Source organism: Roseibium sp. (assembly GCF_965232425.1).
GTDB lineage: Bacteria > Pseudomonadota > Alphaproteobacteria > Rhizobiales > Stappiaceae > Roseibium.
This window is the reverse complement of the sequence record NZ_OZ246971.1, coordinates 5,720,968-5,735,063: the sequence shown is the minus strand read 5'-3', so window position 1 is coordinate 5,735,063 and position 14,096 is coordinate 5,720,968. Positions and strand designations below refer to the sequence as shown.

The following is a 14,096-nucleotide window of genomic DNA, read 5'->3' as shown; positions in this document are numbered from 1 at the left end:
TCGGCGCTGACACGAGGTCCGCGCCTGTCAGAACTCAGGTGATCGGTTCCATCTTTCCGCCGGTCGGAATGTCCGGTGCGGTCTGGTTGTCGGTAATGACGAGGTCGTAGCCACCCCCATCTTTCAGCCGCCACTGACCGCCGACCAGCGGTGTCTTGGCAACGTTCTTCTGAGCAAAGGGCGGCAGGCCCTTTCCATCCCAGGCGATCGGACCGACGATGGTGTCGAGTTTCGTTGCAGCGATCACTTCCGAAACCTCGTCGGCGTCCGTCGGATCGTTGGCGCGCTTCATCACATCGGCCGCCAGTTCGAACAGCGCATGGACAAAGCCGATCGGCTGTGTCCAGGGCCGTCCGGTGGTTTCGGTGAAGCCGGATGCGAGCTGGCCCGAGCTTTCGCCCGTGAGCGAGGACGAGAACGGATGCGTCGGGCTCCACCAGACTTCCGACGACAGGTTGTTGCCGGCATCGCCGAGCGCTTCGACGGCCTGCGGGAACAGGATGGCCTTGCCGATCGAGGCGACTTTCGGTGTGAAGCCCTGCTGCTTGGCCTGCGTCCAGAACGTGGTGAAATCCGGCGGGATCATCACGCCTGTCACGATGTCCGCGTTCGCCTGCTTGAAAGCATTGATCTGCGCCGTGAAATCGTCGGTCAGGTTCTGGTAGCGGCCGGGGTCGGTCAGGCCGTAGCCGAGTTTTTCAAGCACGGGGGGAAAGCCCACATTCGGGTCGCCCCAGGCATTGCCGTCGCCGTCATTCGGAAACAGGCCGCCGACCTGCTTGTTGGTGTCGAGCTGCCCCCACATGTTGGTGAAGACCGCGATGACATCCTCAAGGCCCCAGAAGAAATGATAGGAGTAGTAGAACGGTTCCCAGCTTCCCGGGTCGCCGGGATTGCCCTGTTGGCCGATGAACCAGGGTTGCCACGGCGCGACTGTCGAGATGCAGGGGATTTCCTCGCTTTCGCACGTGGTCGTGACCGGGTTGGTGGTTTCCGGGGTGGAGGCCACCAGCATCAGGTTGATTTCATCGTCGATGATCAGTTCGCGGGCGACTTCGGCAGCCCGGTTCGGGTTGGACTGGCTGTCCTTGACGATCACCTCGATATTGAGACCTTCGGCCTTCGCGGCCGCGTTGAAACCGCTGATGATGAAATTGTCGGCTTCGGCAAAGGCGGCGAGGGGGCCGGTTTGCGGGCTCACATAGCCGAGCTTGATTGGCGTCCCCTGCGCACGCGCAGGCAGGGCGAGGCCGGATGAGCCTGCAAGAGCGGCCGTTGCCGCGGTCGATTTCAGAAATGTGCGTCTATTCAACATGTTGGTTCCTCCCAGACCAGGTGGTCAGACTGCGGGGCGCGACCCTTCCCAGGCGTCCTGCAGCAGATGACGGATGGACGCGCGGTCGATCGGGCGCGGGTTCCAGTACGGATTTTCGGTTGCGATATCGGCGGCGCGATCAAGGTCCGCTTCGCTGAGGCCAAGGTCCCTGAGCGCCAGCGGCGCGCCGATTTTCGACGAGAAATCGAAGAGGCCTGCGCCCGGCGTCGCGCCGAAAAGGTCGGCAATCGGCTGCATTTGTTCCGGAACGACAGCGGCGTTGAAACCGACTGTGTGCGGAAGCATGATGGCGTGCGTTTCCGCATGCGGCGTGTCGAAACTGCCGCCGAGCGTGTGGCAGATCTTGTGGTGAAGCGCCATGCCGACAGTACCGAGGACCGTGCCGCAGAGCCACGCACCATAGAGCGCTGCGGAGCGGGCCTCGGTATCTGCCGGGTCTGCCTTGAGCAAAGGCAGAGCCTCGCTGAAGGCGGCCAGACCTTCGGCCGCCATCAGGCTGGAAACGGGGTTGCGGTCCTGCGCGTAAAGGGCCTCGGCAGCATGCGCCATCGCGTTCAGGCCGCTGGTGATTGTCATTGAAAGCGGCAGACCCGTGGTCAGGTCGGGGTCGTAGATCACCACCTCCGGCAGAATGCTGTCGCCGCGCACGGTCGTTTTGCGGCCGCCTTCGGTCTGGCCGAGGATCGGCGTCACTTCCGATCCGGCATAGGTTGTCGGAATGACGATCTGGGGCAGGTCGGTGCGGTAGGCGATTGCCTTTCCGAGCCCGGTCGTGGACCCGCCGCCGAGGGCAACGACACTGTCCGCGCCCGACGCCTTCACAAGCTCCATCGCTTCGTCCGTAACGTCGACCGGCGTGTGCATGGCCGCCTTGGCAAACACGCCCACGGCAAGTGCACCAAGGTCTCCGGCGAGCTTTTCCGCGTCGTTTGCCTGATGCGGCGTGGACAGCACCAGCGCCTTGCGGCAGCCGAGTTTTTCCACCCATGCCCCCGTTTCGGCGCGCTTGCCGGGGCCGAAAACAATATGGGCAGCGCTGCCTCTGTAGGTGAAGGCGCGGGTCATGCATCAAGCTCCTGTCTGGCCGGGTTCAGGTGGAAGTCAATCTCCAGCTCAAGCGCCGCGTCCGTGCCCGGCCGGGCTTCCCTGAAGCAGCCGACGAGACCGGGCTTGACGCTGAAAAGCGGGTCTTTGCCGAGATTGGGATCCTCGCCGTCGAAGATCTGCGTCGTCAGCGTCTCGAAACCGTCTGCGATCACCTGGAAATAGACATGCGCGGGCCGGCAAAGCGGTGCGCCGAGTTTTGCGAGCAGGTCTCCGAGCGGGCCGTCCTTCGGCACTTCGTAGCCGGACGGGCGAATGCTGCGATAGGAAACGCGGCCGTGATCGTCCGAAACGAAATGGCCGCGCAGATTGTGTTCCGGCTGCAGGTCAGGCTGCTGGTTCTCGTAGTAGCCCTGCGCATTGGCCTGCCAGGTTTCGACATGCGCCCCGGCAACAGGCCGGTCGTCCAGGTCCTTGAGGTGGAGAGTGACGTCAACGGGCGTTCCCGCACCGTCGAGCGATATGTTCGCGCCGTGGCGCATGAGCGGAACGTCCGGCCGGTAGAAGGGGCCCCGCATGGTGTTCGGCGTTGCCTTTCCGGGACGGTCGGAATTCAGCGCGTCGACGAGTGTGGACATGCCGAGGAGGTCGGATACCAGCACCCATTCCTGACGCCGGTCGTCGCACAGGTGGCCGACTTCCGTCAGAAACTCGATAGCCGCGCGCCAGTCGTTCAGGCTCGGACGGGTCTCGCGGACTATCGCATGCAGGTGTTCGGCGACCTTGCTGAGCACCAGGGCAAGCCGCTCATCCGAAGTCGTGTCAAGCCTGTCGGCAAAGAGCCGGTCGGACGTTTCCGTCTTGAAATAGGCGATCTCGGACATGCCGGCCATGGTTCCTCCCAACGGTCAATTCCTGACCTTTCGGGAAGACTATCGGGCGGTAACAGTGCGGTTGATGATTTTCGAACTCAAGTTTATAACAAATTGCTATGAAACTGGATGAGCGACATTTGATCCAACTGGCTGCAGTCGTTCAGACCGGCAGCGTGACGGAAGGAGCGGAACTGCTCGGCATGACCCAGCCGGCGGTCTCCCGCACGCTCTCTTCACTGGAAAAACGCCTCGGGGAACCGCTCTTTCAGAAAGGGCAACGTCCGTTGCTGCCAACCCCGCTAGCGCAGGCCCTTGCCGATCAGGGCATGGTGATGCTGGCGGCCTCCCGCAAGGCGTCGGAAACGGTTCTGAACTTTCAGGAAGGCAAAGCGGGGACCGTGCGGGTCGGCGGAACGCCGTTTTTCATGGACGCACTCATTTCCAGCATGACGGCCGACTTCCAGAACAGCTATCCGGAGATCCGGGTCGACCAGAGCTACGGCTATGTCCGGGATCTGCGAGAAGCCGTTCATGCGGACAGGATCGATCTGGCGATCTGTCCGATCGATATTCTGGGGGAGGGATCCGGTCTGGTCTTCGAGGAAATCCTGCCCGGCCGGAATGTCGTTGCCTGCAGCGCCTTGCATCCGCTCCTGGGCAATCGCAGAACCGGGGCGCAGGAGCTGCTCGAATATCCCTGGATCGCCCCGCCACCCGGCAGCCCGCTCTACGCCGACCTTCATTCGATCCTGCTGTCGCTCGGAGCCACCGAGATCAAGGTCCGGTATTCAGGGGGGTCGCTCGCCAGCGTCATCAATTACATGACCCGCACCAATGCCCTGACGGTGCTGCCGCATAGTGTTGTCTTTGCCTACCGGAAGGAACGGACGATGACGGCGCTTCCGTTCCAGATCCCGCACCCGGACCGGGCCCTCGGGATCCTGCGCCTTGCGGACGCCCCCTATCTGCCTGCCGTCGACAAATATGCACAGCACGTCGCCAAAAGCTTCGAAAACCTGCGGCACCTGATCAAGCGGCATGAAGATGCCGTTGTCTGGGGCGGTTGACGGTGGGTGCCAACTTCCTTGCTGGGCAGATCTTCGAGTGAACTTCAAAATCCCGAGAAACGGGTCCGTTCAGGCAAAAGGGAAAGCTGCGTCTCTCTATTGCCTGACCGGCGCTTGGTTCACCTACTTGTCGCATTCCGACTTGGAGGATGAGTCGCAAAAATAGAACTTCACGTTTTCGGAGTTGCAGTTGTAATGGTCCGAGTGAATTCCCTCGGGCACGTCTGTGTGACATGTGGGCGTCTCATAGTTCCCGTCCAGCTCGTATTTGATTGCAACGGTTGTTCCGACCTGGCTGTTGATGATCCAATGGATGTCTGCCTTCCATGAGCTGTGTTCAACCTGGACATCGATCTCGCGACTGTCCCCGGCCGGGATTGATTCAGGGAGGTTGGTGATCGTTACATGATGCTGGCTGCTCACGTATCCGTCGGTAAAGTCGTAACTGGTGTTGTTGTGAACATGCAGTTTTTTGCCGTCATGGGCCATTGCCGTGGTTGCAGGCATGACAGACAGGGCCGCGACGGCGGCAATCAGCGGAAATCTTGGCATGGGACAATCCTCGTGATGGGAACACACGAGGGTAGATTATGAGAATATATGACACGTGGAAATTGTCAAACTAAGTGATGCAATTATTGATAGTGTCTGCAGGGGTGGGCGTAAAATATCATTATTAGCCAGTGGTTGACCCGTTTTTCAGGCATGAAAATGATATGAGTAGACTGGATCGATACCGGTCCGCCAACTCCAACAAACGAGTCGTCCAGTCCATGTCCAGCGATCCGGGAAAAACAACCTTCAATCCGCCGTCGGTGCGCGCGCCCTTCGGAGCCTATAATCACGGCCTTCATGTGCCTCCGGGTGCAAGCCTCCTGGTGACGTCCGGACAGCTCGGCATCAGGCCGGATGACACAATCCCGGCGGACGTGACCGGGCAGGCCGAGATCTGCTTCGAAGCAATCGGCGCGATCCTGCGCGAAGCGGACATGAGCTTTGAGGACGTGATCCGGATCTCGGGGTTCGTCACGCGGCGCGAAGACTTCGCCGACTACATGGCGGTGAGGGACCGGTACACCGGTTCGATCAAGCCTGTTTCGACGCTGCTTGTCGTTGGCGGCTTTACGCGCGCGGAGTTCCTGGTGGAAGTCGAGGTCACGGCCGCGAAGATCCTCTGAAAGAGGTCCGCGGCCGACTCGTAACCAAATGTGCAGACACGGTCGGCGTCAGAAACGTTCCATTTCCGCGCCGACCTTGTTCAGGAAGGCCGAGGTCGTTTCCGGCGTGCAGTTGTTCATGTCGTAGTGCGCGAGATATTTGACCGGCGCACCAATCTTGATCTGGGCGCGGATCACGCGCTTGACGATCTTGCGCGGCGGATCGCCGACGAGCAGCGCGCGCCACCGGCTGCCGCCATAGGTCATCACAGCCCCGAGTTTCCGGATATGGCGCAGTGTCGGCGTCAGCTTGCCGTCCTCCAGGTCGAAGGAAACGCCGGGCAGCCAGACCCGGTCGAAATACCCCTTCAGGATCGCCGGAAAGCCGAAATTCCAGACCGGCGTACACAGGACGAGCGCCTCGCAGGCCTGCAGCCGCTCGCAATAGCCGTCGACGAGTTCCCTGTTGTCCGGAACCGTGTGGTAGATGTCCCGGTCATGGGCGGACAGGACCGGGTCGAAGCCTTCGTCATAGAGATTGCAGCGATCGACTTCATGGCCGCCCTTTTCCAGGCTTTCGCAGGTCTTGTGAAAGAGGGCGCGGCCGAAGCTTGCCTCCTGCGGGTGGGAATGCAGAACCAGAACACGCATTCGCTCACGCCTCGGTGAAAGATTGAAGCCCGGGGAAGAGATAGGTTCCGCCGGCATTGAAGTCGAAATCCGGATTTTCCCAGGCGATCATCTTGCCCGGATTGAGCAGGCCCTTCGGGTCGGTTTCCTTCTTGAAGTCCAGTTGCACCTGGTCCGTGCGCTTCATGCCGCCTTCTTCCAGCGTATACCTGTGCGGATTGAAGACCGCGCACCCGTTTTCCTCGTGCAGGCGGATGATCTCGTCCAGTCGCTCTTCCGTGGTGAATCGGATCAGCGGCAGGCCGGAGCACTGAACCTGACCGTCGAACCGCAGGAATTCCAGGTGCCCGAAGATCTCGCCGGGAAACATTTCCGTCGTTTTTTGCACGAGTTCCACGTGGTTGGGGCTTGGATACTGCGTCTGCAGGTAGGTGAAGGAGCTGTCGAACTTGAGCGCGCGCAACGTGGTGTGGTTCCAGGCGAGCTCGTAGGCGTGCGGAATGCCCTTCATGCTCTCCACTTCGTCGGAACGGAACCGAAGACTTCCCTTCATGCGCTCGGCAAGCGCCAGGACAGCAGACATGGACTGCGGCGCGACCATGAGTACGGTCACCGCTTCGCCTTCCTTCAGCCAGGGTTTGTGGCGGGTGAAATAGTCAAAGGGAATGGGCGCTGCGATTGGAGCGACTTCCTTGAGGAGAAGGCCGTTGCTGCGCGCGAGCCTGTCGGAGAAAACGACGGCATCCATGAAAGTGTCGTGGCCGACGATCACGTCGACCCAGTCGTATGCCGTGGTCAGGGGCATCTCGACCTCGGTGATGATGCCGTTGGTGCCGTAGGCGTGGCTGACCTTCTGCAGATCCCAGGTCGAAAGCTCGATCACGCGCGGTTCGGCCTCCATCGTGACGATACGCAGGCGGAGGATGTTGCCGAGGTCGCGCAGGCCGCCCCAGTGCACCGAACCCACCCCTCCGGATCCGCCGGCAATAAACCCGCCGATCGTTGCCGTCTGCGCCGTTGAGGGATGAAAGCGCAGTTCCTGGCCGGAATGATCACGTGTCTGCGCATCCAGCTTGGCCATCACGATCCCCGGTCCGCACACAACGCGCCCCGGAGCAATTTCCTTGACCTCGTCCATGCGCGACATGTCGAGCACAATCCCGCCGGAGAGTGGCATGGCCTGACCGTAATTGCCCGTACCTGTTCCCCGCGGTGTTACCGGAACGCCGTGTGCAAAGGCGGTTTTCAGGACCCGGATGACCTCGCCCTCGTTCTTAGGTGAGACCAGCAAATCCCCGGTCACGTTGTCGAGCTGGCGTTTCAGAACCGGGGAATACCAGTAGAAGTCCCGGCTTTTCGCCTGCACGAGGCGCGGATTGTCTTCCACCGCCACACCATCGAGCTCAGCCTTGATCTTTTCGTAGTCGGCCATCGTCAGCCTCTCATCAGTGGGTCAAGTTCACGATAGTCCGGCAGGCGGCGGTCGATGCCCATGCCATTCCGCATCACGATGCGGTCCGCTTGCGGACGGGACAGAAATTCGCTCCAGGTTCTTGCGTTGAAAAGAACCAGATCGGCTGCGCGGCCCTTGGCAATCCGGCCGGCACCCGGTTCCTGAAGGATATCCGCCGGTACACGGGTCACGAGTTTGGCCGCATCATCGAGCGGGTGGTCGAGATGGGCGATCCTGACAGCCTCGCGAAAGACCTCCACCATGTCGAGATCTCCGTAGGCATAGAACGGATCGCGGGTGTTGTCGGAAGCGACCGCGACGGGTATGTCCGCCGCCATGAGTTCATGCAACAAGGTGATCCCGCGCGATCGCGGGGTCCGGCCCGAATGCCGGTCTTGCAGATACATGTTGCACATCGGCAGGGAAACAACGGAAAGGCCGGCCCGCTTGACCTTTGCGATGGTTGCTGCGGCCGTATCCTCGTCCTGTCTTGCAAGCGAACAGCAGTGTCCGACCGTGACCGCGCCTTCGAAGCCGTTGCGCAGCTTTGCATCCGCGATGGCGGCGAGGGTGAGCACGCTGGCGTCCTGCGTTTCGTCGACGTGGAGGTCGATATCCAGTCCCTTTCCGGACGCTGCCTGAAACAGCCGGTCGAGACGGCTGTCGAGATCGGGCATCGGATAGGTGACACCACCGAGCAGGCCGCCATGTGCCGCGACGACGTTCACGAGGTCGGAGAAATAAACCTCGTCGTCGATTGCGTCGATCGGAAAGAGGGCAACGGCCTGAAGCTTGATGCGATCGCTCCAGCGCGTCCGCATATCCGAAAAGACCTCGAACGAGATCCGGTGCTGCGGCGCCAGGCTGTCGATATGGGTTCGGAGCAGGTTTGTCCCATGTGCATAGGCACAGCGCAGGGAGAAATCCATGCGGGTTTCGACATCCTTCGCGTGCCAGTTGGCTTCCCGGTCCGCCCGCACCGCCGTCAGGGCACCCTCGAAATCGCCGCTCGAATTGGGTTGCCGGTCCCAGATATGGCCCTTGTCGATATGCGTGTGCATGTCGGTGAAGCAGGGCCAGACCATCCGGTCTTCCAGGTCGACGCCGTCGATATTTGCCGGTGCGGAACCGGCTTTCAGAACGGCTTCGATCCTGCCGTCGGAGATGACAAGATCGGCTGCGCACAGCCCGTCCTTCACCGCGCCGATGGCCTCCGGCGAAAGCACGCCCGGAAGCGTCGCGGAGCGCAGGGCAAACCGGTTTCCTGTGGGAAGGTCGAATTGCATCAGTTTTCCCGTTTCAGGCTGCTTTCATGCCAGCGATGCAGGGTCCACCAGGAAATGAACGAGGTGAGTGCAAATATCAGGACGCCGAGGCTGGCAAGAAGGAAGAGGGCTGCGAACAGCCGTGAAATGTTGAGCCGGAACTGGGATTCCAGGAGCCGGAAGGCAAGACCCGAACCCGCCCCGGCGGAGCCGGCGGCAAACTCGGCCACCACCGCAGCGATCAGCGCCAGTCCGCCACCGATCCTGAGCCCGGTCATGAAGTAGGGCAGGCACGAGGGCAGTTTCAGATAGATCAGCGTCTGCCAGCGGGTCGCGCCGTAGAGTTCATAGAGATTGAGCAGATTGTGGTCGACGCTCTTCAGCCCCTGAACCATGTTGGAGAGGATCGGGAAAAACGCGACCACGAAGGCGCAGATCAGAAGCGCGGACTGCGTTGTCGGGGCATAGATCAGGATCAGCGGCGCGATCGCGATGATCGGTGTGACCTGCAGGATGACCATGATCGGATAGAGCGCCGTTTCGATCCAGCGCGACTGGACGAGCAGGATCGCCATCCCGCCGCCGCCGATCAGTGCAAGCGCCAGCGACATGAGCGTGATCTTGGTCGTCACCCAGAGCGCGGGCAGCAGGATATGCCAGTCGGATACCAGCGCGTTCACGACCAGCCACGGCCCGGGCAGGATGTAGTGCGGGATCTCGTTGACGGTCACGACCACATGCCAGAGGACAATCAGCGACGCGATCACGCATAGCGGTATGCAGATCGTGAGAAGGCGCTCCCGGCGCTTTTGCGCGGCCGCGGTTTCCTTTGTCGGCAACTGAACGGCGCCAGGCCGCGCGGAACTGGCGGACAGGCTGTCCATACCGTCCCTGTTTTCGGTGCTCACCTGAACCTTTTCGACCGGGACTGTCATGCGTGTTCCTCGCCCCCCATCGCTTCGGACAATCTTGCAGAGACTTCGGAGCAGGCCTGACGGTACTCCTCCGAGGTCCGGTAGTGACTGTCCCGCTCCAGACTTGTGTGAAGCGGAAAATCGGAATCGACGCGGCCCGGCCTGGCCTTCATGACAACGATCCGGTTGGCGAGGTAGGCGGATTCAAACACCGAATGCGTCACGAAAACGACCGTTATCCCCGTCGATTTCCAAAGCGCCAGAACGTCGTCGTTGAGTTTCTGGCGGGTAATCTCGTCGAGTGCGGCAAAAGGCTCGTCCATGAGAAGAAGCTTGGGTTCCGTAACGAGAGCACGCGCAATCGAAACCCGCATTTTCATGCCGCCGGAGAGTTCCCTCGGATAGGCCTCGTGGAAATCGGCAAGCCCGACGCTTTCCAGCGCGGACATGATGCGGTCGTTCGCGGCTTTCCTGGAAATGCCCTTGAGGCGCATCGGCAGGTAGACATTCCCGAAGACGGTCTGCCATGGCATCAGGGTCGGTTCCTGAAACACGAAACTGATGTCGCCGTCCGGAAGACCGCGCGCGTTGATCCTGAAACTCGGCCAGTCGATGATCCCCTCAGAGATGCCGCCAAGCCCGGCGATGATCCTGAGGGCGGTCGATTTTCCGCAGCCGGACGGGCCGAGCAGGCTTATGAATTCGCCCGGCATGACCGTCATCGTCATGTCCGAAAGGGCAACGGTGCCGTTTGAGAAGACCTTGGTGACATTCGTCATCTCGACAAGGGAGCGAGAGGCTTTGACGTCGGCGGTCGGTTGCAGGTGCGTTTCTGAGCTGCCTTGTTCGGCTATGACCATCTTGAACTCTGGAAAGTGTGAGCGCCGCCCCGCACGTCGTCACGCGGGGCGGAAAAAACGCCGGTTCGACCTTACTTTTTCAGGTCGAGACCAACACCCTTACAGACGAACTCAACGGTATATGACTGCTTGTAGTCAAGGGTCGGATCGACAACCTCGATCGAGGCAAGCGTGTCGAAAAACGCCTCGAAATGCGCATCGGTCATGCAGCCGATGCCTTTTTCAAGCGTGTCGCCTGAATCGACGATACCGTATTCCTTCATCTTGGCGAGGGAATACGCGAGCTGCCCGTCGGTCATTTCCGGGTTGTCTTTCTTGATCAGCTCGTTTGCGGCGGCATTGTCGCCATAAAGATAGTTGTACCAGCCTTCGATGGACGCATCGACGAAACGCTGAACCAGGTCAGGGTTCTCGTCGACCAGGGCCTTGGATGTGGTGATCATCGTGGAATAGGGCGTCCAGCCCTCGTCAGCCAGAAGGAACACCTTCGGCGCCCAGCCGGCCTGTTTCTCGATTTCGTATGGCTCGGAGGTCAGGTAGCCCTGCTGACCTGATTTCGGATCGACGATGAACGGCGCCGGATTGAACGTGTAGGGCTTGTATTGCGCGTCGGTGAAGCCGTCGAAATTCTTCTTCATCCATTCGAAGTAGGTAACGTACCCGTCCTTGCCCATGAAGATGGTGTCGAGCTTCGTCAGGTCGGTGAACTTTTCAATGCCCTGATCGGGGTGAGCGGTCAGGATCTGGGGATCCTTCTGGAACATGCTGGCGACGTTGACCAGCGGAATGCCTTCCTTGACATAGTCGAACCCCTTGAGCGTGCCGCCCATGTAAAAATCGATCTTGCCGGAGATCAGGAGGGCGTCATTTGCTGCCTGCGGGCCACCGGGTGCAATGGTGACCTTCAGGCCGTATTTCTCGTAGGTGCCATCGGCGACCGCCTGATAGAAGCCACCGTGCTCCGCCTGAGCCAGCCAGTTGGTGCCGTAGGTGACCTCGTCCAGGGCGAGGGCCGGCGCAGTCGCGGTTCCGGCCAAGAGAACAGTTGCAAGAAGCGTCCTTGCAGACGGGAAAACGGTCATTTCATACCCTCCAATTAAGCAAATCTGCCGCGTAACCGTACTTTTCGATAATATTTGAGCCCTTGAAGTGCGCGTTGAAAAGCATCAAAATTCGCCTGCAGTGATGACTATTAGTCATCACGTATTTCGGGTGGTGATCATTTGTGCTTCATGCACAAAAAGGAGGCGGTCGTTGACGCAGTTACATTCCCGCAAACTTCAGTATCTTGACGAGATCGCCCGGTCGGGGTCGATCCGCAAAGCCGCGGATCGCCTCAATGTCTCGTCTTCCGCGATCAACCGCCAAATCCTTGCGCTGGAGGAAGAATTCGGAGTGCCGCTGTTTGAGCGGCTCCCGCGGGGCCTTCGCCTCACGGCCGCCGGGGAACTGTGCATTGAGCACGTGCGCGACGTCCTGAAGGATTTTTCGAAACTCGAAACCCGCATCAGGGCACTCAAGATGCCGCAGGCCGGGCGCATTTCGCTGGTCACGACCGTGGGACTCGCTTCAGGGCCGCTGCCGGAGATTATCGGACAGTTCATCGAACAGAACCCGAGGGTTCATATCAAGCTGCGCAGCGATGGGGGAACCACCACGGTCAATCCGGTCCTGACAGGCGACGTGGACATTGGCCTTGGTTTCAACATCGCGGCGATGCCGGGCATCCGTACCCTTGCAACGTTCGATATTCCCATCGGTGCGGTCGTGCCGCCGGAGCACAGGCTCGCGGCCGGCACCGGCCCCGTCGATCTCGTGGACCTTGTGCAGGAGCGCATGGTGCTGGCGCAATCGGGAACAAGTCTGAGGGATGTCATCAATCTTGTCCTGTCCTCGGTCCCGGTGCCCGTCGAGCCGGTCCTGGAAACGAATTCATCGGAGACCGTGCGGCAGCTGGTCCGCCGGGGGATAGGCATAAGCCTGCTGAATCCGCTTGATGTGGTTGCCGAGTGCCGGCGCGGCGAACTGGTGTTCCGTCCGCTCGCCGCCATGCAAACCCATCACCAGCCGATGAAGCTTTTCACCCGGGCGAGGGCCTCGGTGGATGCGTCGACAAGCCTCTTCATCGAGTTTCTGCTGAAGGAACTCGGCGCACTGGTCGCGGACCTGCAGAAAGATGGCAATCTGCCGGCACAAAGGGGATCATTCGGGCCGATAAAGACCTGACAGCGGATACGCGGCGAAGTCGTTCAGCATGTCGATGAAGCCGGACACCTGGTGCGCGCAGATGGCCGACCCCTTGTCGGCCGTCGCATTGGAGGCATCACCGACCACACCGGCCGGATTGAGGTCGTGCGCAATCCAGGCCAGCGCATGCGGCGGTGTCGGCTGAATGTACTTCGAGGCGGCTTTCATGTCCTCGGCTCTGGACCGGAAGTTTTCGGCGTTTTCCATCCGGACAAGATCGGGACGGAAATGCAGCATCAGCGAGGTTTCGACATCGCCGCCATGAATGCCGAAACGGGACTCGTGCTCCGAAATCAGTCCCGCCGGGTGTCCGAACCGGCTCCAGTGCGTCACCAGAACGGCCATGTCGAAGCGCACGCGAAGTTCCCTGGAAACAATGCTGATAATGTCCGTATTGCCGCCGTGCGAATTCACGATGACCATTTTCCGCACGCCCGCCTCGTTGACCTTTTCGCCGATCGCCGTCCAAACGGGGATCAACAGGTCGGCTCCGAGCGAAAGCGTGCCCGGACCATATTTGTGTTCGTTGGCCTTGCCGATTTCCTGTACCGGCAACACGAGAACATCAAGGTCTTCGGGCATTTGCCGGCGCATTTCCTCCAGCATGCCGCGCGCGATCGAGACATCCGTCGAGATCGGCAAATGCGGTCCGTGCTGTTCGGTCGAGGCGGTCGGAAGGATCGCGATGACACGTTCGGGATCCAGATCGGCAAAGTCGGACGTGTTCAGTTCATTCCAGTAAAAACACTTTGCCATCTGCGTTTCCTCAAATCACAAAAACACGTTCCCTGATTGGCGTAGGAAAATCGGTGCGGCATGAGAAGCATCATTATGTCCACGGGATGCTGCCTTTTTGCGGACGGTGGAGGTCCATTGTCATGGCGTTCGTGCTCCGGTCCAGACCCGTAAGCCCGACTGCTCCCGAGACGTGGCAGACATTTTCAGGCCTGCGCCGGGTTCAATCCCCGGGCGAAACTCCTTGCTCGGATGCCCGCCTGATCCCGACTATTGCGCCTTGCCTGCTCAAGCAAAGATGTTTGACCAAAAAAGAGCAGTTGTTAATAGCTATAGTTAAATGAAGTGCCGTAACGGGAACTGTTTCAATATTGGAATGTTCGATTTTGAGAATTGCTTTGCCCGTTAAGGTTTCCCGTTAATGCAATTGTTTACAATGCGTGGGATTTTTTACGTTTAAATTATTGAAAGATATAAGAAAAAACTACAGTCGAAATCCGCTGAGATTTTGGC

General features: G+C 60.0%; 14 protein-coding genes. 3 read left to right on the top strand and 11 right to left on the bottom strand.

Annotated features, from left to right (window positions below):
• Positions 1–34 precede the first annotated feature (34 nt).
• From ACO08A_RS26220 to ACO08A_RS26210, 3 genes are read right to left on the bottom strand one after another with little or no spacing between them, the layout of a single operon-like run.
• Entirely contained in the window at positions 35–1,315 is a 1,281-nt protein-coding gene (locus ACO08A_RS26220; RefSeq protein ID WP_422038780.1) for an ABC transporter substrate-binding protein, read from the bottom strand.
• 24 nt (positions 1,316–1,339) lie between these two features.
• On the bottom strand, positions 1,340–2,401 hold the full coding sequence (locus ACO08A_RS26215) for a maleylacetate reductase (RefSeq protein WP_422038779.1): 1,062 nt from the start codon (positions 2,399–2,401) through the stop codon (positions 1,340–1,342).
• Positions 2,398–3,273, bottom strand: coding sequence for a dioxygenase (locus ACO08A_RS26210; protein ID WP_422038778.1), 876 nt, complete (start codon positions 3,271–3,273; stop codon positions 2,398–2,400). Before ACO08A_RS26210 ends, ACO08A_RS26215 begins: the two co-directional genes overlap by 4 nt.
• A 98-nt stretch (positions 3,274–3,371) precedes the next feature.
• On the opposite strand from ACO08A_RS26210, the gene ACO08A_RS26205 reads away from it, so the two are divergent.
• Positions 3,372–4,322, top strand: coding sequence for a LysR family transcriptional regulator (locus tag ACO08A_RS26205; protein WP_421982867.1), 951 nt, complete (start codon positions 3,372–3,374; stop codon positions 4,320–4,322).
• Between the two features lie 123 nt (positions 4,323–4,445).
• Here ACO08A_RS26205 and ACO08A_RS26200 read toward each other — a convergent pair whose 3' ends face one another.
• Entirely contained in the window at positions 4,446–4,874 is a 429-nt protein-coding gene (locus ACO08A_RS26200; RefSeq protein ID WP_422038776.1) for a hypothetical protein, read from the bottom strand.
• A gap of 221 nt (positions 4,875–5,095) precedes the next feature.
• On the opposite strand from ACO08A_RS26200, the gene ACO08A_RS26195 reads away from it, so the two are divergent.
• A complete protein-coding gene (locus ACO08A_RS26195; protein ID WP_422041821.1) occupies positions 5,096–5,500 on the top strand; it encodes a RidA family protein in 405 nt (134 codons plus the stop codon).
• Between the two features lie 48 nt (positions 5,501–5,548).
• Here the strand turns inward: ACO08A_RS26195 and ACO08A_RS26190 are convergent, their stop codons facing one another.
• The 6 genes from ACO08A_RS26190 to ACO08A_RS26165 form a co-directional block, all read right to left on the bottom strand.
• A complete protein-coding gene (locus ACO08A_RS26190) occupies positions 5,549–6,130 on the bottom strand; it encodes an NAD(P)H-dependent oxidoreductase (RefSeq protein ID WP_422038775.1) in 582 nt (193 codons plus the stop codon).
• A 4-nt stretch (positions 6,131–6,134) separates the two neighbouring features.
• Positions 6,135–7,541 (bottom strand): FAD-binding oxidoreductase, encoded by a 1,407-nt coding sequence (locus ACO08A_RS26185; RefSeq protein ID WP_422038774.1) that lies wholly within the window; start codon positions 7,539–7,541, stop codon positions 6,135–6,137.
• Between the two features lie 2 nt (positions 7,542–7,543).
• Positions 7,544–8,848: a cytosine deaminase gene (locus tag ACO08A_RS26180; protein WP_422038773.1), complete on the bottom strand. Its 1,305-nt coding sequence runs from the start codon at positions 8,846–8,848 to the stop codon at positions 7,544–7,546.
• Positions 8,848–9,762, bottom strand: a complete 915-nt coding sequence (locus tag ACO08A_RS26175) for an ABC transporter permease (RefSeq protein WP_422038772.1) — start codon at positions 9,760–9,762, stop codon at positions 8,848–8,850. The genes ACO08A_RS26180 and ACO08A_RS26175 overlap by 1 nt, the downstream gene beginning before the upstream one ends.
• The gene (locus ACO08A_RS26170; protein WP_422041820.1) at positions 9,759–10,520 is read right to left on the bottom strand and encodes an ABC transporter ATP-binding protein; all 762 of its coding nucleotides are present in this window, start codon (positions 10,518–10,520) and stop codon (positions 9,759–9,761) included. Before ACO08A_RS26170 ends, ACO08A_RS26175 begins: the two co-directional genes overlap by 4 nt.
• A 152-nt stretch (positions 10,521–10,672) precedes the next feature.
• Positions 10,673–11,683 carry an ABC transporter substrate-binding protein gene (locus ACO08A_RS26165; RefSeq protein ID WP_422038771.1) on the bottom strand — a complete coding sequence of 337 codons (1,011 nt, stop codon included), beginning with the start codon at positions 11,681–11,683 and terminating at the stop codon, positions 10,673–10,675.
• Between the two features lie 172 nt (positions 11,684–11,855).
• Between ACO08A_RS26165 and ACO08A_RS26160 the strand changes: the two genes are divergently transcribed.
• Positions 11,856–12,827 carry a LysR substrate-binding domain-containing protein gene (locus tag ACO08A_RS26160; protein ID WP_422038770.1) on the top strand — a complete coding sequence of 324 codons (972 nt, stop codon included), beginning with the start codon at positions 11,856–11,858 and terminating at the stop codon, positions 12,825–12,827.
• Here ACO08A_RS26160 and ACO08A_RS26155 read toward each other — a convergent pair.
• On the bottom strand, positions 12,804–13,604 hold the full coding sequence (locus ACO08A_RS26155) for a creatininase family protein (protein WP_422038769.1): 801 nt from the start codon (positions 13,602–13,604) through the stop codon (positions 12,804–12,806). The two genes, ACO08A_RS26160 and ACO08A_RS26155, sit on opposite strands and share 24 nt — an antisense overlap.
• Between the last annotated feature and the right edge of the window lie 492 nt (positions 13,605–14,096).